Annotated in this window: 17 protein-coding genes and 1 riboswitch; of the genes, 4 read left to right on the top strand and 13 right to left on the bottom strand. The window is 52.1% G+C overall.

Annotated features, from left to right (window positions below; all coding sequences use genetic code 11):
- Window positions 1-122: 122 nt before the first annotated feature.
- The 6 genes from G5B47_RS20095 to G5B47_RS20070 form a co-directional block, all read right to left on the bottom strand.
- Window positions 123-1,628, bottom strand: coding sequence for a glycoside hydrolase family 32 protein (locus G5B47_RS20095; protein ID WP_165101925.1), 1,506 nt, complete (start codon window positions 1,626-1,628; stop codon window positions 123-125).
- A 20-nt stretch (window positions 1,629-1,648) separates the two neighbouring features.
- A complete protein-coding gene (locus G5B47_RS20090) occupies window positions 1,649-3,001 on the bottom strand; it encodes a glycoside hydrolase family 172 protein (protein WP_165101923.1) in 1,353 nt (450 codons plus the stop codon).
- Window positions 3,002-3,071: 70 nt separating this feature from the next.
- On the bottom strand, window positions 3,072-3,965 hold the full coding sequence (locus G5B47_RS20085; RefSeq protein ID WP_235957238.1) for a carbohydrate ABC transporter permease: 894 nt from the start codon (window positions 3,963-3,965) through the stop codon (window positions 3,072-3,074).
- Between the two features lie 12 nt (window positions 3,966-3,977).
- The gene (locus tag G5B47_RS20080; protein WP_165101920.1) at window positions 3,978-4,853 is read right to left on the bottom strand and encodes a carbohydrate ABC transporter permease; all 876 of its coding nucleotides are present in this window, start codon (window positions 4,851-4,853) and stop codon (window positions 3,978-3,980) included.
- Window positions 4,850-4,996 carry a hypothetical protein gene (locus tag G5B47_RS20075; RefSeq protein WP_165101917.1) on the bottom strand — a complete coding sequence of 49 codons (147 nt, stop codon included), beginning with the start codon at window positions 4,994-4,996 and terminating at the stop codon, window positions 4,850-4,852. Before G5B47_RS20075 ends, G5B47_RS20080 begins: the two co-directional genes overlap by 4 nt.
- A gap of 81 nt (window positions 4,997-5,077) precedes the next feature.
- A complete protein-coding gene (locus G5B47_RS20070) occupies window positions 5,078-6,382 on the bottom strand; it encodes an ABC transporter substrate-binding protein (protein WP_165101914.1) in 1,305 nt (434 codons plus the stop codon).
- 181 nt (window positions 6,383-6,563) lie between these two features.
- Here G5B47_RS20070 and G5B47_RS20065 point away from each other — a divergent pair, with 181 nt between their 5' ends.
- Window positions 6,564-7,436, top strand: a complete 873-nt coding sequence (locus G5B47_RS20065) for an AraC family transcriptional regulator (RefSeq protein ID WP_165101911.1) — start codon at window positions 6,564-6,566, stop codon at window positions 7,434-7,436.
- 118 nt (window positions 7,437-7,554) lie between these two features.
- On the opposite strand, the gene G5B47_RS20060 is transcribed toward G5B47_RS20065, so the two are convergent.
- Window positions 7,555-8,970 carry a glycoside hydrolase family 1 protein gene (locus tag G5B47_RS20060; RefSeq protein ID WP_165101908.1) on the bottom strand — a complete coding sequence of 472 codons (1,416 nt, stop codon included), beginning with the start codon at window positions 8,968-8,970 and terminating at the stop codon, window positions 7,555-7,557.
- Between the two features lie 114 nt (window positions 8,971-9,084).
- Between G5B47_RS20060 and G5B47_RS20055 the strand changes: the two genes are divergently transcribed.
- The 3 genes from G5B47_RS20055 to G5B47_RS20045 all read left to right on the top strand — a co-directional run bounded on the left by G5B47_RS20055 (window position 9,085) and on the right by G5B47_RS20045 (window position 14,591).
- The gene (locus tag G5B47_RS20055) at window positions 9,085-10,053 is read left to right on the top strand and encodes a LacI family DNA-binding transcriptional regulator (RefSeq protein ID WP_165101905.1); all 969 of its coding nucleotides are present in this window, start codon (window positions 9,085-9,087) and stop codon (window positions 10,051-10,053) included.
- Window positions 10,054-10,335: 282 nt separating this feature from the next.
- Window positions 10,336-10,437: riboswitch (cyclic di-GMP riboswitch) on the top strand.
- A 208-nt stretch (window positions 10,438-10,645) separates the two neighbouring features.
- Entirely contained in the window at window positions 10,646-13,792 is a 3,147-nt protein-coding gene (locus G5B47_RS20050; protein ID WP_165101902.1) for a CBM35 domain-containing protein, read from the top strand.
- A gap of 262 nt (window positions 13,793-14,054) precedes the next feature.
- The gene (locus G5B47_RS20045) at window positions 14,055-14,591 is read left to right on the top strand and encodes a CueP family metal-binding protein (RefSeq protein ID WP_165101900.1); all 537 of its coding nucleotides are present in this window, start codon (window positions 14,055-14,057) and stop codon (window positions 14,589-14,591) included.
- Between the two features lie 82 nt (window positions 14,592-14,673).
- Here the strand turns inward: G5B47_RS20045 and G5B47_RS20040 are convergent, their stop codons facing one another.
- From G5B47_RS20040 to G5B47_RS20015, 6 genes are all read right to left on the bottom strand, one after another.
- Window positions 14,674-16,284: an ABC transporter substrate-binding protein gene (locus G5B47_RS20040; RefSeq protein ID WP_165101897.1), complete on the bottom strand. Its 1,611-nt coding sequence runs from the start codon at window positions 16,282-16,284 to the stop codon at window positions 14,674-14,676.
- A gap of 59 nt (window positions 16,285-16,343) precedes the next feature.
- A complete protein-coding gene (locus tag G5B47_RS20035) occupies window positions 16,344-17,225 on the bottom strand; it encodes a carbohydrate ABC transporter permease (protein WP_165101894.1) in 882 nt (293 codons plus the stop codon).
- A 17-nt stretch (window positions 17,226-17,242) separates the two neighbouring features.
- Window positions 17,243-18,196 carry an ABC transporter permease gene (locus G5B47_RS20030; protein ID WP_235950137.1) on the bottom strand — a complete coding sequence of 318 codons (954 nt, stop codon included), beginning with the start codon at window positions 18,194-18,196 and terminating at the stop codon, window positions 17,243-17,245.
- A gap of 394 nt (window positions 18,197-18,590) precedes the next feature.
- Window positions 18,591-19,556 (bottom strand): hypothetical protein, encoded by a 966-nt coding sequence (locus tag G5B47_RS20025; RefSeq protein WP_165101888.1) that lies wholly within the window; start codon window positions 19,554-19,556, stop codon window positions 18,591-18,593.
- 17 nt (window positions 19,557-19,573) lie between these two features.
- Window positions 19,574-20,374, bottom strand: coding sequence for an ABC transporter permease (locus G5B47_RS20020; protein WP_165101885.1), 801 nt, complete (start codon window positions 20,372-20,374; stop codon window positions 19,574-19,576).
- Between the two features lie 11 nt (window positions 20,375-20,385).
- The gene (locus tag G5B47_RS20015) at window positions 20,386-21,228 is read right to left on the bottom strand and encodes an ABC transporter permease (protein ID WP_165101882.1); all 843 of its coding nucleotides are present in this window, start codon (window positions 21,226-21,228) and stop codon (window positions 20,386-20,388) included.
- Window position 21,229: the final 1 nt, after the last annotated feature.

Raw genomic sequence — 21,229 nt, 5'->3', positions numbered from 1 at the left:
AGGAATGGTATCTTTTTGTTTATAAAATGAAAAAAGAGCGATCCCCAAGTCATCTAGGATGACTTAGGGATAACCCCTACTGTGACTAATGTCTATTTATGGCATTCGAGCGCGCTTACCGATTACCACGCCGACCGCAGCTTCCAGATATCCAGCGACGCGATATTCGCGCTGCCGCCGTTTGCGAAGACCTCCAGCGCAATGCTGGCGGGCTCCGGATAGATATTATTCGTCATGGCCGTACGGTAGTTATCCGTATACAGCTCTACTACACTGGTGTCGACAAAAATATGCAGTCTAAGCGGCTCTTCGCCCGTTCTTTCCAGAGCTGCCGTTCGGATGCCCTCGCTCCAGCCATCGGAGCGGGTCCGGTCAAAGCGCAGGACTCCGGTCTTCGTATTGTAGACGAGCAGCGTCTGCTGTGAGCCGTCACCTGCGCCCCGCAGCACGAATCCGATTTCTTCGGCGGTGCAGCCGGACATCTCGAACTCCGCCTTGATCTCCAGGCAATCGCTGCCCACATATTTGGGGATGATCGGAGCGCCCGGCGCAACCTCGGTCGGCCCGATATGGAAATGCTCCCGCCGCAGCACCTCCAGTTCCTTGACCGGCTTAAATATCAGCCGGCTGTCGGTGTCCAGCTCCACGGTGCGCGGCGACGACATGGCGCCGCACCAGTGATTAGCGGCGGTCGGCCCGAAGTCCTTGAACCACGGCATCCAGTCCCAGGCATTCAGCCAGGCGATGATAATCCGTCTGCCCTGGCCGTCCAGAAAGGACTGCGGAGCGTAGTATTCAAAGCCGTGATCCACATCGCCCATCGTGTCCCAGGTGAACCGGCCGGTTTCATAGTCCATGTCCCCAACCAGATAGATGGTTTTGCGCTCTCCCATGCCCATCGGCGAGAACAGCAGCACGTAGCGTCCATCCAGAGGGAAGAAATCCGGGCACTCCCACATCGTCCCCATCGTTCCGTCGCTTTCGGCCAGCACGCCGACGTAGTTCCACGCGCGAAGATCCGGCGATTTGTAAAGCAGCGCTTTGCCAATCCCGTCCTTGCTCGAGCCGACGACCATATACCACGTTCCGTTATGCTTCCACACTTTCGGGTCACGGAAATCGGCGGAGCCGTCCTCCGGCGGACCGGGAATGACCGGGTTACCTTCGTACTTCTCGAAGGTGATTCCGTCCTGGCTGGTAGCCAGGCACTGGGACTGGATCAGCGTGCCGTCTTTGATGACCGTCCCCGTATAGAGAACGGACAGAATGCCGTTGTCGTCGACCGCGCTGCCCGAAAAGACGCCGCCTCGATCATGCAGATCATAAGGCTCGCTTGGGGCAAGAGCGATCGGCAGATGCTCCCAGTGCACGAGATCCTTGCTTTTGGCGTGGCCCCAGTGCATGGCGCCCCACTCAGCGGCGTAAGGATAATGCTGATAGAACAGATGATATTCGCCTTTGTAAAAAATCAGGCCGTTCGGATCGTTAATCCAATAGGCCGGCGCCATAAAATGATATTTCAGCCGGCCCGGGTCCTTGCCGACGGTATCCTTGATCCTGGAAATGGACTGTTCCGCCTTTAACAACGTATCCCGGTGCAGCAACGCTCCTTGAGTTGGCAGTTCCACTAGTATCCCTCCACCCTCTCTTATTTGGACAAGAACGAATCGCGTACGCTTTTACTTTGCAGGATATTGCCTTCGGAATGCCAGGACACCCGGTCCGTTTTCATTTGAACCTGCTCTTCGCGCCCTTTGGCATAGCCCTCCATCCGTTCTGCGGCCAATCTGAAGGATTCCGCCATTTCTTCGTTCAGAACGGCTGGCTTAAGCGGCCCGGGGCTCGGGAATTGCGGCATCCGCTGAATCCGCTCCTCCACCGGCAGAATGCCAAATGGCTTGGATGGCAGGGTCTGATACCAGTAAGCGGTCGACGACCAGTCGTCGGACAGGTGATTGGCATGGCCGTGCTCAATCGTCACCTTGAGGCTCTCCGAGAAATGAACCGGGTCGGTGATATGGAACCGGTAGGAGACCTGATAGCCCGGGACATCGCTCTCATGCACAATGGAGCCGTGGAACGGGAACGCATTCTTTTGCATCCCCCAGGCATGGTTGAAATAATCCTCGGCCCCTGTGCCGACGATGCTCGGCAGCTTCTCTCCGTCGATGAAGATCATATCGTCCCCCTCGCCCCACCAGCTGCCCTGGAAATGGGTAACGGAGAGGTTGCAGCCGATATAGTGGCCTTTGCCTTCGGCCTCCAGAATGACGTAGTTGCCCTCGCCATCCAGATTGGCGACCCGGTTGACCTCCGGCGTGTTCACCTGAAGATCCGGCCCCCAGCCGTCGCATGTATTTTCGCGCCGCCACTGTGCATGGAAATAAGCGGTCTCCTCGCCAAGCGGCTGCTTATACAGCTCGTAGTCGATGTGGAAATACAAGCCGAACGGCACATCGTTCTCGTTAATGATCTCGATCTTGGCCCGCTTGTTGAACGGCATCGGCAGATAGCAGTTGACCGAAGCCACGCCGCCGAATTTGAACTGCTCCTCCGGCTTCACCGAGACGGTAAACGGTAGGGACGCGAAGTTGCCGGGCATGGAGTGGCCGATGCAGAAGAAGTCGCCGTACGGCACAAGCACGCTGGGATGAGACTCATCGTCCCAGGTCATTCGAATCAGCACCTTGCGGTACCAGGCCGGATCGGCCGATTCCCAGGTCACGCCGAGCGCGTTGTGAATTTCGTTGACCGGCGCGATTTTTCCGCCCCACTCGGGGTTCATTACACTCGGTCCGTGCACGCGGCGGCAGAACGAGGTCATCCAGATATGATTGATGCTGCCCGGTCCTTCCATATCGCCAAGCACGACGGTGCCGCCGGCCGGAATCATCCAGTAGTCCTGATTTCGCCCGTCCTGATCCCAGCTGGATACGCGCGCCGTGCGGACCTCTTTCACCTGGGTCAAGTTTCCAAGCAGGTTCAACGATTGAGTATGCATGGTCAGATCTCCTTTGCGTGAAATAATTTTTTCTATATAAAATAGTTGTTGCCGCTTAAGTCTTACACTCTTAACCCTTTACAGCCCCGGCCGTCATGCCTTCGATAATGAATCTTTGAAAGACGGCGAAGAACACCAGCTGCGGAATAATAAGTAGCGTGCTTGCCGCGATAATGCCGCCGTAATCAATGTTGAAGCGGCCTTTGAACTGGGAAATGCCAAGCGAGATCGTGGTCATCGTTTCATCACTGATCAAGGTTACCGCGAACGGGAACTCATTCCAGATATACAGCATGTTGAAAATAAACACTGTGGCGACCACCGGCATAATAATCGGGAATACGACCGATCTGCCCAGCGTGAGGAGACCGCAGCCGTCGATAATTGCCGCTTCCTCCACCTCCCTCGGAAATCCGCGGAGAAAGCCGGTAAAGAGCAGCGTATTGAAGGAAATCGAGGTCGCGATATAGGGAATGACCAGCGAAGCGTACGTGTTGAGCAGCCCGAAGGACAAGGTCAGCCGGTATACCGGGAACAGCAGGATGAACGCCGGTATGGCTAATCCGGCCAGTAGGAACGCGGTCAAGGAATTCCTCAAGCGTTCGGAGCGGAATACCATCCGCGTCAAGGCATAGGAGCTCATGAACGTAATCAGCACTTCAATCACGATCGTGATGACGGCGATGATGAACGTATTTTTATACAGCAGCCCCATATTCAGCGTCGTAAACGCCCGCTCGTAATTGTCAAAGCTCAGCGTCTTGGGCAGACTGAACGGATTGTTCAGAATGTCGCTGTTTGTTTTGAATGACAACAGAAGCATCCATAGAAAAGGCAGCAGAACGATAAGGGTGACGAGATAGGCGAGCAGGTTCATGCCGGCACTTCCGTTCATGCGGCCCTTCTTCATGACTTTCGCCTCTTTCACAGCGGAGCCTGTTGCGGTACCCGATACATAACTCATTGAACTCTCCCCCTATTCCTCAATGCTCTTTCTGCTCAGGGTCATATAGATCAGGGAAAAGATCAGAGTCAGCAGAAAGGTAACCGTAGCGATGGCCATGCCGTAACCGTATTCGCCCGAGGTAAAAGTGATATTGTACATGTAGGTAACCATGACCTCGGATAAATGATTGGGGCCTCCATTCGTCAGCAGCAGCACGGTTTCAAAAATTTTGAACACACCCGTAATAATAAGAACGACATTAATCTTGACCGTCTCGTTCATCATCGGAATGGTGATCCGGAACATCTGCTGAATCTTGTTCGCCCCGTCCATGGAGCTCGATTCGTAGACGTCCCTTGGAATCATCTTGAGTCCGGCCAGAAAGATCGTCGCCAGAAAGCCGATCATCTGCCAGGTAAACACAATGCCGATCGAATACGGAGTCAAGGTCTTCCCGCCAATCCAGGACAGAGCGAATTGCCCGAGACCCAGCTTGGTCAAAATAACGTTGATCAACCCCATTTGCGGGTCGAGAATGAACACCCAGATCAGGCCCACCAGAATCGGAGCGACAATGCTTGGCGCAAAATTCAGCGCTTTGACGGCGTTGCCCGCTTTCACCTTGACATTGAGCATCAGGGCGAGCAGGAAAGCTCCGGGTAGAAGGAGTAGCAGCGAGACGACCAGAACAATCAGTGTGTTCTTTAGCGATATCCAGAACAGGGAATCGTGCCAGAGCCTGCTGAAATTATCCAGACCGATAAATTTCGCCGTGCCGATACCCGTATATTCGGTCAAGCTGTAGTAGAAGGAAATGAGCACGGGCATGATGATGTAGCCCAAATAGATAATCATTGTGGGAATCAGCATGAAAAAAATGGTTCTTCGTTTACTAAGCCAGATCATTTCTTTCTCCCCCATCCGACAGAGGTTGCTCCGCTTCTTGTAGCCGGCTTGCCGTTATACTCTGAAATGGCTTCGGACCTTACGGAACTTGCCGAGACAATCAGCAGAAGAATCAGCGCGCCCAGAGCAAAGCTTCCAATCATGACATCAACCGCCTTTCCGAAGGTTTGGTATCGGCTGCCGCTTAGACGCCGGAGCGCTTGGCGGCAGCCTGTGCCTCCCTGTTACTTCGTAACTTTCTGGTCAATCAGATCGAGCGCTTGTTCCGGCTTGTAAATGCCGTTGATGACGCCGTAAATGCTGTCGTTAAGCTGGTTGGCCACCGCCTCGCTCACGACCAGATCGGGCTGCGCCTTCGCCCGCTCCCAGCCCGGCTCATTCAGCTTGCTGATTACTTCCGCGTATACCGGATATTTCGCCTTGTCCACGGTTCCCGTATACTTCACGACCGGCGGCGCCTCGTTCTCGGCCATTACCGCCGCTCCTTCCTGGCTGTAGAAAAAGGCGAAGAACTTCTGAACCGCGTCATACTTGGCCGGGTCGTCCTTGACTTTCGTGCTTGCGACCAGCGGAGCCGCGGCGACAGCCATGGCAATCTTCTGGTTGCCGACTCCGTCGGAGAAGGTCGGACCCCAGGAGAAGCCGGCCGTTTTGCCGATTGGGCTGCTTTCAATCTTCTTCGTCTCCCACACGCCGGCATCCAGCATGGCGGCCTTGCCGCCGGTGAACATTTCGACCGCCTGGAAGTAAGACAGCGTCGAGACATTTTCCGGGAAAGCCCCGTTCACCCGAAGCTCGTCAATCTTGTTGAACAGCTTCAAAAAGTCGGGATTGTTGAACTTCTCTTTGCCGCTCTCAATGTCGCCAATTTTGTCAAAGAATCCATACCGGGTCAGCATGCCGAGGAAAGCCCATGTGCTGAACGTATCCTTCGAGCCCTTCGCAATGGTAACGACGTTGTTCGCTTTGAATACTTTTGTTGCCGCCAGCAGCTCCTCATATGTTTCTGGTACTTTGACTTTGTATTGATCGAATAACGCCTTGTTGTACCATAACCCGGTCACAAGCGCCTGATACGGCAGCCCGAACTGCTTGCCCCCATCCTGGTAATCGCTTACCATTTGAGAATCAATGCTTGATGCAATATCAGGATTGCCCTTCAGGAAATCGGTCAAATCCAGCAGCAGTCCCGCCTGATTCATTTCCTTAGCCGGGGCCGGCAGCATCCAGAATATATCCGGAAGGTTGCCCGACTGGGACATCATTTTCATTTTCTTGACATGCTCCTGGGTTTCCGCACCCGTAAGGTCGATCTTGATATCGGGGTATTTCTCCTGGAACTTTTGAATAATGCCGTACATATAAGGCTCTTGTTCCTTAACGTTGGCTACGTGCATGGCGATCGATATCGTGACCGGACCCGCCTCGGATGAAGCGTTTTCATTTTTGGGAGTGCTATTGCTTCCGCAGGCTGCCAAACCGAGAATCAACAAACATGCCATCAGAACAATCAGAAATCTTTTCTTCATAGCTCGTATGTCCCCCTCTGTATCGAATTCTTCAAGATGGCAAATATTGCTTCTGCCTTTGAAGTACATCTTTATCGTAACCCCTTTTTTATGCCGCGTATTTAGCATAGCTTATTTTTTATTTATCATTTCTTGCTTTTGTGATACGCTTTCATTTAAAGAGGGGGAGGGCTTGATTATCATGATCCTGCATCAGATTTCGCCTTACATCCGCGTCGCCATGGACAATATCGTGGAAGGTCGTTCCTGGGTGATTAAAGAGAGACAGTTGTTTGATTATGAGCTGCTGTACATTATGGAAGGCAAGGTGAATGTGACGATCGAGGATACGGTGTATGAAGGCGTTCGCGGCGATATTTTTCTGTTCCGTCCAAAGCAGCGGCATAAAATCACCAAGGTCGGCAAGCAGCGCCTGCGCCAGCCTCATATCCATTTTGACTTCTTCTATACGGAGGATAGCGAGAAGGTAAAGGTGTCGTTTCGGCCGATCGAAGAGATTGAACCCGAGGAATTGGCCTATTTCCGGCCGGATATTATCGATGAGATGCCCGTCCCCCTATCCAGCCACCTGCGGCTCAAGAACCCGGTGCTGATTGAAAAAATGCTGCTGGACATCATCTACGAATACGAAACAAAAATGCCCTACTACGAGTTCAAGGTCAAAGGGTTGTTCATTCAGCTCTGGATTCAGCTGCTCCGTGAAAATTATTGGAGCCTCAACTCCCATGTCGAGACCAATATGCATTCCCTGATGCACATTAAACAATATTTGATGCATAATACGAACCGCAAAGTCAGTCTCGATGAAATCGCCAAAATGTCCGGAATCAGCAAGCACTATCTGGTCCGCCTGTTTCAGCAGGCCTTCGGCATGAGTCCCATCCAGTACCACCAGCTCATGCGCGCCCACGCCGCGAGGCATATGATTCAGTTCACCGCCGACCCGCTGACCGTCATCGCCGAGAACATGGGTTTTTCCAGCATTCACGCGTTCAGCCGCTTTTTCAAAACCGTCGAAGGCAAGAGTCCGTCGTATTACCGGCCCAAAGGTTGAGGCGCGCGGGGCAGGTCTACCTCCTGCTTTGGCCAATCAATGAGGATTGCCGCAAAAAAAAGGGACCGGCTAAAGTATCCAGCCAATCCCCTGCCTGTTAAAAGCCGGCCTATCGCTCTCATTTGAACAGGCTATGTCCATTCGTTGCTATAACTTCCTTGTACCAGTGAAACGACTTCTTGCGGTATCTCTCAAGCGTTCCCGAGCCGTCGTCATGACGGTCCACATAGATGAAGCCGTAGCGTTTCTTCAGTTCCGCGCTTGACGCACTGACGAGATCGATGCAGCCCCAGCTCGTATACCCTAGGACCTCCACGCCGTCGGCAATGGCTTCAGCGACCTGAACGAGATGATCCCGCAAATATTGAATACGGTAGCCGTCCTCCACCGTCTTGCCGCCATTCTCGTCCGTCACGAGCCGGTCGACGGCGCCAAGCCCGTTCTCGACGACAAACAGCGGCTTCTGGTACCGGTCGTTGAACGCGTTCATGATGTAGCGCAGACCCTTGGGGTCAATCTGCCAGCCCCAATCGCTGGCTTCCAGATAAGGATTCGGGACCCCGCCCAGCAGGTTGCCTTCCCCCCGGATCTGTTTGTCCGGGTCGGCCGTTTCGCAGATGCTCATATAATAGCTGAACGAAATGAAATCCACGGTATGCTTCAGAATCGCTTCGTCTCCCGGCTCGAAATGAATATGGATGCCGTTCTCTTTGAAGAAACGCTTCATATAACCCGGGTAATAGCCTCTGGCGTGGACGTCGGCAAAGAACGTGTTTTTGTGATCGCTCTCCATGGTCTTGATCACATCGTCCGGATGGGGAGTGAGCGGATAGATCGGCATGCTGAGCACCATGCACCCGATTTGGAAGTCCGGATTGATCTCGTGTCCGATCTTAACGGCCAGGGCGCTGGCCACGAATTCATGGTGAATTGCCTGGTACAGCTCCTGCTTGCCCAGCTTCTCTTTCGGGGTGTTGATTCCGCCGCTCATAAACGGGAATTCCAGAATGGAATTGATCTCATTAAAGGTCAGCCAATATTTCACCTTGTCCTTGTAACGGGTAAAAATCGTTCTCGCATAACGCGCATAAAAATCAACCAGCTTGCGGTTCACCCATCCGTCGTATGCTCTTGCGAGGTGCAGCGGGGTCTCATAATGGGAGATGGTGACCAGCGGCTCGATGCCGTATTTATGACACTCGTCGAACAGGTCGTCGTAGAACTGCAGGCCTTGTTCGTTCGGCTCCAGCTCGTCCCCTTTCGGGAAAATCCGGGACCAGGCGATGGACGTCCGGAACACCTTGAAGCCCATTTCGGCAAACAGTTTGATATCCTCTTTATACCGGTGATAAAAATCGATCCCGATCAGCTTCATATTATCTTCGGTAGGGACTTCCGTGGGAGGCGTCTTGACTCCATGCGGCATGACGTCCTGAGTGGACCACCCTTTGCCGTCTTCCTGATATGCCCCCTCCAGTTGGTTCGCGGCAACCGCGCCGCCCCATAAAAAGCCTTCCGGAAATTGCAAGCTCATGTTTTTTCCCGCCTTTTCTGTTGTGATAAGATAGAAATACTGCTCTATTTCCGCATCCTAAACCTTGGAACGCGTTACATGTCAAGCACTTTCTTGCGAAGGAGAACAAGTCCTATGTCCACACTTGACGAGATTGCCAAGCTGTCAGGTTATTCCAAAGCCACAGTGTCCCGGGTCCTGAACCACTCCCCCCACGTCAGCCCGGAAACCCGGGAGAAAATTCTCGCCATCATGAAGGAGAAGGACTATGTGCCCAACCGGAACGCCGTTTCTTTATCCAAGGGCCAAACCCAGCAAATCGGCATGATCACCATGGATCTCAGCGAGCTTATCCTGCAATTTATGAAAGGCTTCGTCGAAACTTCCGTCCGGTACGGGTTTCAAACCATTATTTATACCACCGGAGGAGATCGGCACAAAGAGCTTCAGGCCTTCGATGATCTCAAAAGAAAAAGAGTCGACGCCCTGCTCATTCTGACCTCCGTGAACGATACGAACGTCATTGCTTCGTACTGCAAATACGGGCCGATCGTCTCGTGGCAGCGCATGGACCATCCGGAAATACCGTCGGTCGCCATGAATCAATATGACGGTTATGCCCTCGCCCTGGAGCATTTGATCGAGCGGGGCTATTCGCGTATCGCCAATGCTTTCGGCCGCCCAGGCAGCATCAATACCAGGAGCCGACGGCTGGCCTATGAACATATCATGTCTAAGCACAGTCTCCCCGCTGCCGAGAAATGGTATTACTCCTCCATTTACAGCATTCGCGACGGCGAGCGGGTGGTGCAGTCCCTGATGGAGGGAACGGATCGGCCCGATGCGATTCTGTGCGCCAATGATTTGGTCGCGGCGGGCGTTCTTAGCCAGGCGCGCAGGCAGCAGCTGGACGTGCCCCGGGATCTGGCCATCGTCGGTTTCGATGATTCGGAGCTGTCACGGACTCTCGGAATAACCACCGTCCGAAATCCGATCGCGGGCCAGGCGGAGAACGCTTTTCTGCTGCTGGCTCCGGCGCTGCTCGGGCGAAATCCGCAGCTCCAGCCGCTCTCGTTCAGCCTGGTGGAACGGGAGACTACATAGTCATTTGTACCTATCCATTACATTCTTAACAGGTTAAAAAGAACCATTCCTTGTTTGATGACTAACAATTTCTCTGCACTGGTCCGATACTACTATTGAACTGCTGGAAGGTTTATATAGGCTGTATCGGCTATCATTTTCCACATATTTCAGACCTTTTTTCCCACTATTCTCTTCCCTCCCGCCTATGCAGCCGCAGCCGCAGCTGTTTTCCACAATGATCTGCCGCCTGACGCGCAGGTCCTGAGTTTCACATCTTTTGCATCATTCCAGCTTCACCCATTGTGACAAAGGCAAACTTGTCGAAAGGCAAGGACGCAAAGCCATAGGGCCTTCTTCGTTCCCCGTCATGCGGAGGACGAAGGTGGCAGCCGTGCTGCCGGAAAAAGAATGTCCTTGGTTCGCTATGCCCATTATGGAGCGCGGCAGCCTGGCATTCCGGGGGAAGAGCTTTTTGAACGATTGCTGCCGTTTGAACGAATTGCCGCGTTTGTTAAAAGTTATTCCTCCTCCGCCCAATCCGGGCACTGGTCTGCTTACCCGAGCAAACCGGCGGCGTAAAGGGATATTTTGAACCGGAGGAGAATTCACCATGATGAACCAATGCCAATCAAAGTGTCAACCTGTCCCCGAATTACCCGAAAAAACCCCAAGAAAGGCTTCACGTTTCCGCTCCCGCATCCTCGCCAAAGGCATCACTGCGCTGCTTGCGCTGGGGCTTGCCATCGGCAGCCCGTCCAATCCCGCCGGCATCGTCTTCGCCGATCAGCAGACGGGCGGCTCCAATCCTGTGTCTGTTTCACAAGACGTGTACGGTGATTCCGCAGCCGCCACAGAGCCGGAGTCGGTGCCTGCCGGAACGCTCTGGACCATCGGCGTCCATAACGGAAGCTCCGCCGAATTCTCCGATTTCAAAGCCATGACCGCTTCTTACTCCGTCTATTCGCCGGATGCCGAGTCCGGCAATTGGAAGTCGTTCCCGAAAGGGATGAAGGCCAGCGTCAACAAAACGCTCAGCCTCAATTACTCACTTCCAACTCTGCCTGCATACGGCCTGGAATTCGACGTTCATATTCTGAACGCCTATATTTCCGTTCCTCAAATGGCCGTCTATTCAAACGGCAGGCTGGCGGGACTCATGCAGATTGCCGGTACGGCCGGCAGCGGCGGCGCCTTCGCTTACCGCGACCTCTACCGTCTGTATATACCGAATGAGCTGCTGAAGGCCGGAGACAACACGCTGAAGCTAGAGGTATACGCAGGGTCCTATTCCAGCACTTCGGGAGACGGGTACCTGTGGTACGAGTGGGACGAGCTGTCGATGACCGCGCTCTCCGCCCCGGCCTCCGAGCCAATCCACGGCCGGTATGTTCATCTGGGCACCGCCATCACCAATACATTCGTGTTCAACGATGATGTAACCCGGCTTCTGCCTGATTTAACAGAATGGCTCGGCGTTGCCTACAGCGGAAATATGATGCGGACTGGCTTCTGGTCCGACACAAGGAAACTGTGGCAAAGCGGCATCGTCTCTTACCTTCAGACCCTGAAGGATCTGAACCTCCAGCCAGTGACAGGGATCTTCGGCACGGACTTTATGAACAGCGCCGACATGACCGCCGGTCACGTACCGGACAGCATGAAGGCGTATTACCGCCAGTTCATGGCCGATTACGGCTCGTATTTCTCTTATATTGAAATGGACAATGAGCCCGGCGTGTTCAATCATAACCAAGCCTCGCTTGTAGAGCTGGCCCAGTTCCTGAAGTCGGAGCAGGCCAACACCCCTTGGGTCAAGATGGTTGCCCCCGGCTGGGCCTACTGGCCGACCAAGGGTACACCGTACGGCTGGGAAAGGGACCCCGCGCAGCGGCGGCCGATCGAAGCGCTGTCGGACCTGACGAACGGCCACAGCTACGGGCTGTCCGGACTTGCGCAGGGACGCGGCGGCGCCTTGAACGAGAACCTGCTTACCTATGGCGGCGGCACGGAAGAAGGGCTGCCGAAGGAAATGGTCATGACCGAATCGGGAGCGAACGATCTTCATGCCGACCAGAGCAAATTCGGCGCATCGGCGTATAAATTCGCCGCCGCCTTCGACCGGGAAATGCGGGGGAACATCGGCTATGCGGACCATATCATGCAGCATACCGCATTCGATTCGTCGTCCCCGAACTATGCGCTGTTCGCCCGTCCGGCGAATTGGAGCACACAACGGGCGGCGGACACGGCGGCCTGGGCGGCCAACTCGGCGGAGGGCGGCGAGACACGGCTGCGCACCTTCCGCCGCCTGGCGGCGGCGTATGCGACTCACGGCGCGCCGCTGCCCTACACCTTCCTGAGCGGCGACGAATCCGCCGGCCGCAAGATCTATGTCCGCGCCGTCGATACGCGCGCGCTCGGAGCATCCCCGATCGGCGCTTCATCCGACAAGCGGATCATCAGCGTCGTGAACTTCGAGCCGGCCGGCACCCCGGCGCGCCATGTGAGCGTCCGGGTCACCCTGCCGGAGAGCGGCGCGTACCGGGTGGAGCAGTACCGGGACAGCAGCACGCTCGGCGCCGCCTATTCGGTGGACGACCGAAGCGTGTCGCCCTACCTGGACCTTGACCTTACCGTAGCCGCCGGTGAAGCGGTCCAGCTCTATTTGACGCCGAAGGAAGACCAGGCGCCGGAGAAACCGGTCATGGCCGGCGCGGCAATGACGTCATGGAATTCCGCTTCGATCGACTGGAACGAAGCGGCCGACAACCGGGCGACGACCGGCTACCGCCTGTACCGCGACGAAGAGGAAATCGCGGCGCTGCCGTCCTCGGTGACGCGGTTCACGGATACGTCGATCGGCTACGACCGCACCTACGCGTATACGGTTCGGGCGGTCGACGATTCCGGCAACGTCTCCGCTCCGAGCGACCCGGTGCAGCTCATCGTGCCGGATATGCCGGTTACCCCCGGCGGTCCGCTGTATGAGGCCGAGAAGGCGCAGCTTGGCGGCATCGCCAAAACGGCGCTGGACCCCGCCGCCTCCGCCGGCAGCTATGTCCGCGACATGCACGGCAACGGATCGAGCATCAGCATCATCAATATCATGCCGGGAGCCGGCAGCTATTCGCTCCACGTCGGTTACGCCACCTCGGCGGATGCCACGCTCAATCTGTATGTCAACGGCAAGATGATCAAGAAGCTGACCTTCGTTTCAACCGGCAAGAACTCGGGCGCCGGAGCCTACAAGAGCATCATGGCCGATGTCACGCTGGAGGACGGGCCGAACACGATCATGCTGCGGCATGACGGCAGCAATACGGGAGGCGTAAATATCGACCTCGCAGAGCTCACTCCCAAGCAGTCGTTAACGGTGGATTCCGGCTGGCATGATTACGCCTTTAACGATGCGGGCGTCTATTATTCTCCGGGCATTGTGACCAATGACAACGGAAGCTGGAACGAAACCGAAACGACGGCGGAGGTCGCATCCTTCAGCTTCACGGGAACCGGCGTCCGCTGGCTCGCGAATGTGCAGAGCAATTTAGGCAGAGCCGATGTCTATATCGACAACGTGCTGCAGGATACGATTGATCTGACCTCCGCCGATCTCGAAGGGTATAATAAAGTCGTATTTGAGAAAAACAACCTTCCGGACGGCGACCATACCTTGCGGATCGTCACCCTGGAAGGCAAAGTAACCTTTAACCGCTACAGCGTCAACGGCCTGCAGCAGACCCTGCGGCTGGCGAACTAAACGCTCCAAGACAAGCGTTAAGCACCCTAAACCGCAATCTCTTTTTCTGCAGGTAGCCAAGCACTTATCTCGTCAGTTGATCGTCAACCAGCCCCGGTCCGATATTTTATCGGCCGGGGCTTTTCATGGGGGGATCAGGAATGATGAGAACTGAAGTCATTGCAAAAATGCCCCCGTCTAACTTACAATTTTCAGCAGGTGTTAGCGGTGCCTGGAGAAGACCATAAATTCTGTTCAGAAAAAACAGACAAGGAGTTCAAACATGAGAAAAAAGCTTTTGATTACCGGGGCTTTAATTGCTGTCTTTGTAGGAGCGTATGCCATCGGGGGCGGGGGCAAAACAAAAGAGACCGCCAACCAGACGGTCCCGAACATCAAACAATTGGTTAACGATTACAGCGCGGGGAAGCTGGAAGCCAAATCCGCATCGATTACTTCGAGCAAGCTTACCGTAACTGCCGAGAACAATAACAAAACGACCTACAGCCTGCCTGATGACGAGTTTTTCGTGTCCATTGCTCCCTATGTGAACAAGACGCATCCCTGCGCCACGCATAGCCTGACCGGCTGCCAGGGAGAAATGGAGAAGGAGAAATTCAATGTAACGATAACGGATGCGGACGGCAAAGTCGTCATTAAAGATGTATTTGAAACGTTTGACAATGGATTTATCGATTTTTGGCTCCCGCGGGACCAAAAGTTCCATGTTCAAATTGAGCAAGGCGGCAAAAGCAGCGAATCCGAAATCTCTACTTTTGAAGGCGATAACACCTGTATTTCCACCATGAAATTGACTTGATGATAGGAACGTTCATGTATTGAAAAAGGCCGTGTCCCTGCAGGTTACTGCATGGAACACGGCCTTTGCCGTTTATCGCTTATTATTTCGTGGCTCTGTCGTAGCCGTCCTGTTTGATCTTCAGCCATTCATCCAGGCCGAGGCGTTTCAGCTCTTTCTGATAATCGCCCCACTGCTCATTCACTTTGCCGTTCTGGTACCATTCGGTACGCATTCTGAGGACATAGGCGAACAGGTCGGCTTCAATCGTAGTCAGGCGGTCCAGCTCTTCAATCGAGTTGAATACGCTTGGCATTACGTTTTCCTCTTTCATGTGCGGAGCCATGATGTTCTTGATGATATCCATTCTGCCTTTGGCGTCATCCGGTACGGTCGTGTACTTGCCATAGTAGGAGTTAAGGACAGCCAGCGGTCCGCCGACGCTCGTTTTCTCACGAAGCTCAACCGGAGCCGCGCCTTCGAGCGGCAGATGCTTCAGCATGCCTTTAGCTTCATCAAATTCAAAGATATTCTGCTGCGTGGTGTCTCCATAAGTTCCCCAGTTGTCCTGTACGGACTGAACCGGCTCATACATCTGATCGACCCATTTTGCAGTCGCCTCCAGATTTTTATTCGCGCTTGTAACAACCATTTTACCGCGGGCAAGGCCAATACCGTTTGTACGGGTTACGTTAATTTGACCATCGGGTCCTGCGAGCGGCGGCAATACTTGGTAAGATTCGTTTGCGCCGGAAATGTTGGCTTTATCCCAGGAGAAGTAGAGACCGTATCTTTGGGCCTTCCCTTTGGCCAGGTAAGTGCTCCAGTCCTGTGTATACGCTTCCACATCAATCAGGCCTTCTTTATACAGCTCATTGATATAGGAAACCGCGTTCTTGTAGCCTTCCTCTGCCGGCGAAAAGATTACTTTACCGTCATTGCTTACAACCGCATGGTCAGGGTTCTCGCCTTCACCGAATGCGGCAAAGAGGTATGTCAGATCTTCCGCACCCGGCTTGTTAATAAAGGACAAAGGAATTTCATCCGCTTGACCGTTGCCGTTCGGGTCTTGGGTCTTGAACGCGATCAGCACTTTCTTCAGTTCTTCCGTTGTTGTCGGCATTTTCAGCCCAAGCTTCTTGAGCCAATCGACATTGATCCAAGGCATGCTGTCTACAGCCTGAATACGTTCTTTTCCTTCACCCAGCTCTTCAATCCATGGAAATCCATAAATCTTTCCGTCCGGAGCCGTAATCATGGCCTTGTATTCAGGGGCTTCTTCCAGCACCTTTTTTAAGTTCGGCATATTTTTGTCAATCAGATCATTCAGCGGAATGATGGTGCCGTCTTTGGCAAGCTTCAGCAGCTCATAATCGCTGTAGTCCGCATTGAAAATCGCATCAGGAAGATCGCCGCTTGCTACCGCCAGGTTTCTTTTTTCCACGAAGACGTCTTTGGTGAAGTTCTTCCAGTTAATATGAACATTCGTTTTTTCTTCGAGACGTTTATTGATCAGCTTTTCATTGGGATCGGCCGGTGCCAGCGGAGAGCTTTGTGTAATGACATTCAAGGTTACTTTACCGTTTGGATCCTGTTCTTTGCTTGCCGAATTTCCTCCCCCTCCACTGCTGCATGCCGTAAGGAGAACGAGGGAAGCGATTACAGAAGCGGAAGCTGCTTTTGCTAATACTCTTGATCTTTTCAGCCTTTTCATAGGATATGACCTCCAGATTAGTATGGATATAAATATTTCATCTATGTGCAGCTCGTTTCCTATTTAAGGGAACCGACCATGACACCTTTTTCAAAATACTTTTGGAAGAACGGATACATCACAAGGAGCGGCAAACTCGACACAACAATCGCGGCATACTTGATGATTTCAGACAATTTTTTCATTTCCGCCATGGCGAGCTGATCACTGATCATGCTTGGATCGACCTGATTCTGAATCAGGATGGAACGCAGCACGAGCTGCAGCGGATGAAGGCTCGGATTATCTAAATAGATCATGGCATCAAAGTAGGAATTCCACTGGCCGACAAAGGCATAAAGCGCAAGTACGAAAATAATCGGTTTGGAGAGCGGCAGTACAATGCTCATGAATATCTTCATCTCGGACGCCCCGTCCACATTGGCAGCTTCCCTCAGTTCTTTGGGCACTCCTTTAAAGAAGGTTCTGGACAAAATAATGTTCCATACGTTGACCGCTCCGGGAATGATCACGGCCCAAACGGTGTTAAGCAGGCCCAGATTCTTGACCAGCAGGTAAGTTGGAACAAGTCCGCCGCCAAAGAACATCGTAATGAGGAACAAGGTCATAAAGAAGCCTCTTCCCTTTAGCCTCTCATCCGACAAGGCGTATCCTGCACAAATCGAAACCATAACAGTGAGTATAGCAAATGCGGAAGCGTAAAATATAGCGTTGCCAAATCCTCGAATCATGGCTGGATTCGTAAGAATCTTCTTGTATCCCTCTATTGTCCAGTCGGAGATGTGGAATGATAATCCTTGGTTGAGCAGCACCGACGGGTCCATGAATGATGCGATCACCACATAAATCAGCGGCAGAAGCACCATCAATACGGCAAGAATCAAAAAGGTGGTGTTCAGCATGAGAATAAATCGGTCCAGCCGGGAATGTTTGATGAACATGACTTGCGACTCCTTTCTTAGTAAAGACCTTCATCCTCATTCAGTTTCTTCACAACGAAGTTAACCGTAACGAGCAGGACAACGTTGATGACCGAGTTAAACAATCCAACCGCGGACGAGTAAGCATAGTCGCCTTTTTGCAAACCGATTTTGTAAACGTAAGTCGGAATGATCTCGGCTGTCGGCAAGTTCGTCGCCGTCTGCATCAGGTAAGCCTTCTCAAAACCAATCGACATAATGTTGCCCGCCGCAAGGATAAAGACAATGGCCATAATCGGGCGGATGGTTGGAAGATCGATATGGCGGATTCGTTGAAGAAGATTGGCGCCATCCAGGTTGGCCGCATTATGCAGCTCGGGATCGACGTTGGCAAGAGCGGCCACATAGATAATCGATGCCCAGCCGGCCCCTGTCCAAATATCCGAAAGAATATAGATCCAGCGGAAGTACTCCGGTTTGGACATGAACATAATCGGCTCATTGGTAATTAAGCTGAACAGCTGGTTGATCGGTCCTGTAGGGGACAGGAAGATAAACAGCATCCCAACCACGACAACAACGGAAATGAAGTTAGGGGCGTACAGCATTAATTGGATGTTCTTCTTAACGCCGGCCCTGCGCACCTGATTCAGCATCAAGGCAAGCAGGATAGGAACGGGGAAGCCCAAAAGCAAGCCGAAAAGACTCAATTTAAGCGTATTCATAAGTATATCTGTGAAATTGGGAGAAGACAGGAACTTCTCAAAGTTATAAAAACCTACCCAATCACTTCCCAAAATCCCTCTGATCGGACTGAAATCCTTAAAGGCGATAATTGCACCATACATAGGGCCGTATTTAAAAATTAGGGTCAGGATCAAAGCCGGAGCGAGCAATAAATAAAGAAAGTAGTGCTTCTTCACATTTTCAAATACGGAGCTCTTTTGTCTAATTACCGGTTTTCTGTAATCCACTTCGACTGAGTTTTGCAACGCCTTTACCTCCATTCTTGTAAAGTTTTATATTTGATGCAGCAAGAGTAATTAAAGGGCTTTCATATCCACTTATTTCTTTCTGCATTTACAATTTACCAAATTACACACCTAACGTCAATACGTTTTGTAAAAATAAATTGTTCATTTGACAATTAAAATGTTTATAAAAAAGCATAATCATATCAGTCTAATTACAAAGTATGCAATATTAATAAGGATTAATTCATCGATTCACCTAATTAAATCCAATATGAATAACAACAATGACAAATTTATGCACACTAAATGTAAATCAAATTGTGCATTAATATAACAATAAAAATACCTGCCGCACTCCACATGGCTTAGCCTTCTTACGGCTTTTACGCTTGCGGTTTGCAGCAGGTTATTGTTAATCCGGATTCTTTGGTTCCGAGCCATTGTTATATTCATTATTCAAATACGGACGGATCGCCGATTCCAATTCGTTTTCATTGTCCAATGACAAGCTTGCATTTCTAATCAATTTCCAAGTTTCCGTATGCGATACCGTCTCCAACGGCGCTACGGTCTTTAATTCACCCAGCGTCTCCAATTCCAGAAAAAGATGATTCGTATAGCATTCAAACGAAACTCCATAATCCGGATAAACCGCATGAATGTTGTGCAGGTAGGTTTTGATAAATAAATGGCCCTTGTTGAAATAGGCGGCCCAGCCCTCTTCATTATTGGTTCCGAATTTAAAAGGCTTCGCTGTTTCATCCTGCTGCAGCAGGATATAACGCTCCCCCCAATAGACACGGTGGTCGTTCATTTGACTTTCGGGCCATAAAGCGAGCACACGATTTGGAAGTACGAGCGTCTCTCGTTTCGCCTGGGGAATAATCGCTTTACCGCCCTCAGCCATGACCGACAAGGCCCAGGGAGCAAAGGTGACCGGCCAGGCCCCGGTATTGGTAATACGATGATGAATCGTAACCTCGCCGCTTTCGGGATTCATCTGCACCTCAATCTCTTTTTGCACATGGGTCCAGGTTTCCGTATCAGGGGTCAGCACAATGCCATTTCCGGCCGTCCGCCACCGCACGGGTCCATTATCCGGGTATATCGTTCGGGGGACAGACTCCGGGCTCGTCCACAGCCGGTGTCCTCCGTAAATATGCCATTCGCCTCCGCCGACAACCGAGAAATCCCCGCCTGTTTCTTTAAACTGCCGCTCGGTATCTTCAAAGAATACATTATCGCCGCCAGTAAAGCCAAAGCGGATAATTCTCGGTCCGAACTCTACCGTTGCGACGAGGCTTATCGTGCCGTTTGTAACTTCCACACATTTTCCATAGTTCCCATAAATAATGGGCCGCACGTATAGCTCTGCCATTATGAACCCCTCGCAAGTTATTCCTCAGTAATAGCCTTCGAATTCCGCTGTGCAAACAGTCTGCTGCCCGCGATCGCGATCAAGCCTAACGAAAATAAGACGATCAACGTATAGACCGCATTAATCTGCGGCGAATAGCCGTGACGGATCATGGACCAGATGAGCATAGGCAGGGTATTGTCCGTTCCGATCAGAAAGAAGGAAACAATAACTTCGTCGAACGAAATCGTCAGCCCGAGCAGCGCTCCGGCCAGCACCGCGCTTCTGATATTCGGGAGTGTAATGAGCAGAAAGGTCCGCATCGGCGAGGCGCCCAGATCCATAGATGCAAACTCCAGATTCCGATCAAATCTTTTCAAACGGTCCATAACCAGAAACATTACAACTGGTGTAATAAACGTGATATGCCCGATAATGACAGTCATCAGAGAAGCATCCACCTGCAGAAACTTGAACAGCAGGTTGAGCGATGTCCCAATAATAATTCCCGGCAAAATGTAAGGAAGAAGAATCAAAAATTGCAGGAATGTTCCCCCGCGTATCCGGTACCGCTGAAACAAGTAGGCCGCCAGTGTACCAAATACAATTGCGCACAACGTGGCAGGCAGGCTAACCAATAAACTGTTTTTCGCGGCAACCCAGAGCTCCGTATTCGAGAACAACCCCCTGTACCAATCAAATGTCAGCTTCTTGATCGGGAGCACCTGGACTTTCGATTCATTGAAGGAGAACAGGATCGTCACCAGAATCGGAAGATACAAGAAGGTGTATACGATGAACGCAAATAGCAGCGCCCCCACATATTTCAAATACTTCATGAACAGCCTCCTTACTCCTCAAAGATAGCCTGTACGTTCCCGATTTTGCGCGCTGCCGCAATGACCGCCAATAGGAACAGCAGCATAATCATCGAAAGCGCAGCGCCGAGAGGCCAGTTATAACTGTTGCCGAATTGCGTTTGAATCATGTTTCCATACATAATACCCGATGTGCCTCCGACCAGCGAGGGTGTCATGTAGTCTCCGAACGAGGTGATGAAGGCGAACATAAACCCCGTCACGACACCCGGCATACTGAGTGGAAAGACAACTGTCCAGAACGCCCTTGATCCGCCTGCTCCCAAATCTGCCGCAGCCTGCAGCAGATTACCGGGAATTTTCTCGATGGCACTATAGATCGGGATAAAAGTGAACGGTATCGCGATGCACAGCATCGTGATGACGACCGCGGAGCTGTTGAATAACAACGACGAGGAAGGCTGTTTTAAAATCCCCGTCAATACCAAGAGCGAGTTAATGAACCCGGATTCTCCCAAAATCGACCTCCAGGAATAGATCCGCACTAAATAACCTACCCACAAAGGAGCCAACACCCCAAGAAACAGGATCGTCTTCAAGGTTCCTCTCTGGTGATTGACGAACAATGCCAACGGATAGCTTATAAGCGCCGACAGCACCGCGACAATCAAAGCCAGCTTGATCGTTTTCCAAAGCAATGACAAGTATATTGGGTCTTGGAAAATTTTCGAGTAATTTTGAATACTAAAGCTGTGAACAATCTGGAAATTATCAATACTCCAGAAGCTGAACAGCAGCATCGCAGAAACAGGCAGGACGATGAACAAGAGTACCCACATGGAAATCATAATCAGCATCAGGTTTTTCCCGTACATC

Source organism: Paenibacillus apii, from assembly GCF_011043685.1.
GTDB classification, from domain to species: Bacteria; Bacillota; Bacilli; order Paenibacillales; family Paenibacillaceae; genus Paenibacillus_AQ; species Paenibacillus_AQ sabinae.
Note: the sequence above shows the minus strand (reverse complement) of the source record. Positions and strands in the feature narration are given on the sequence as shown.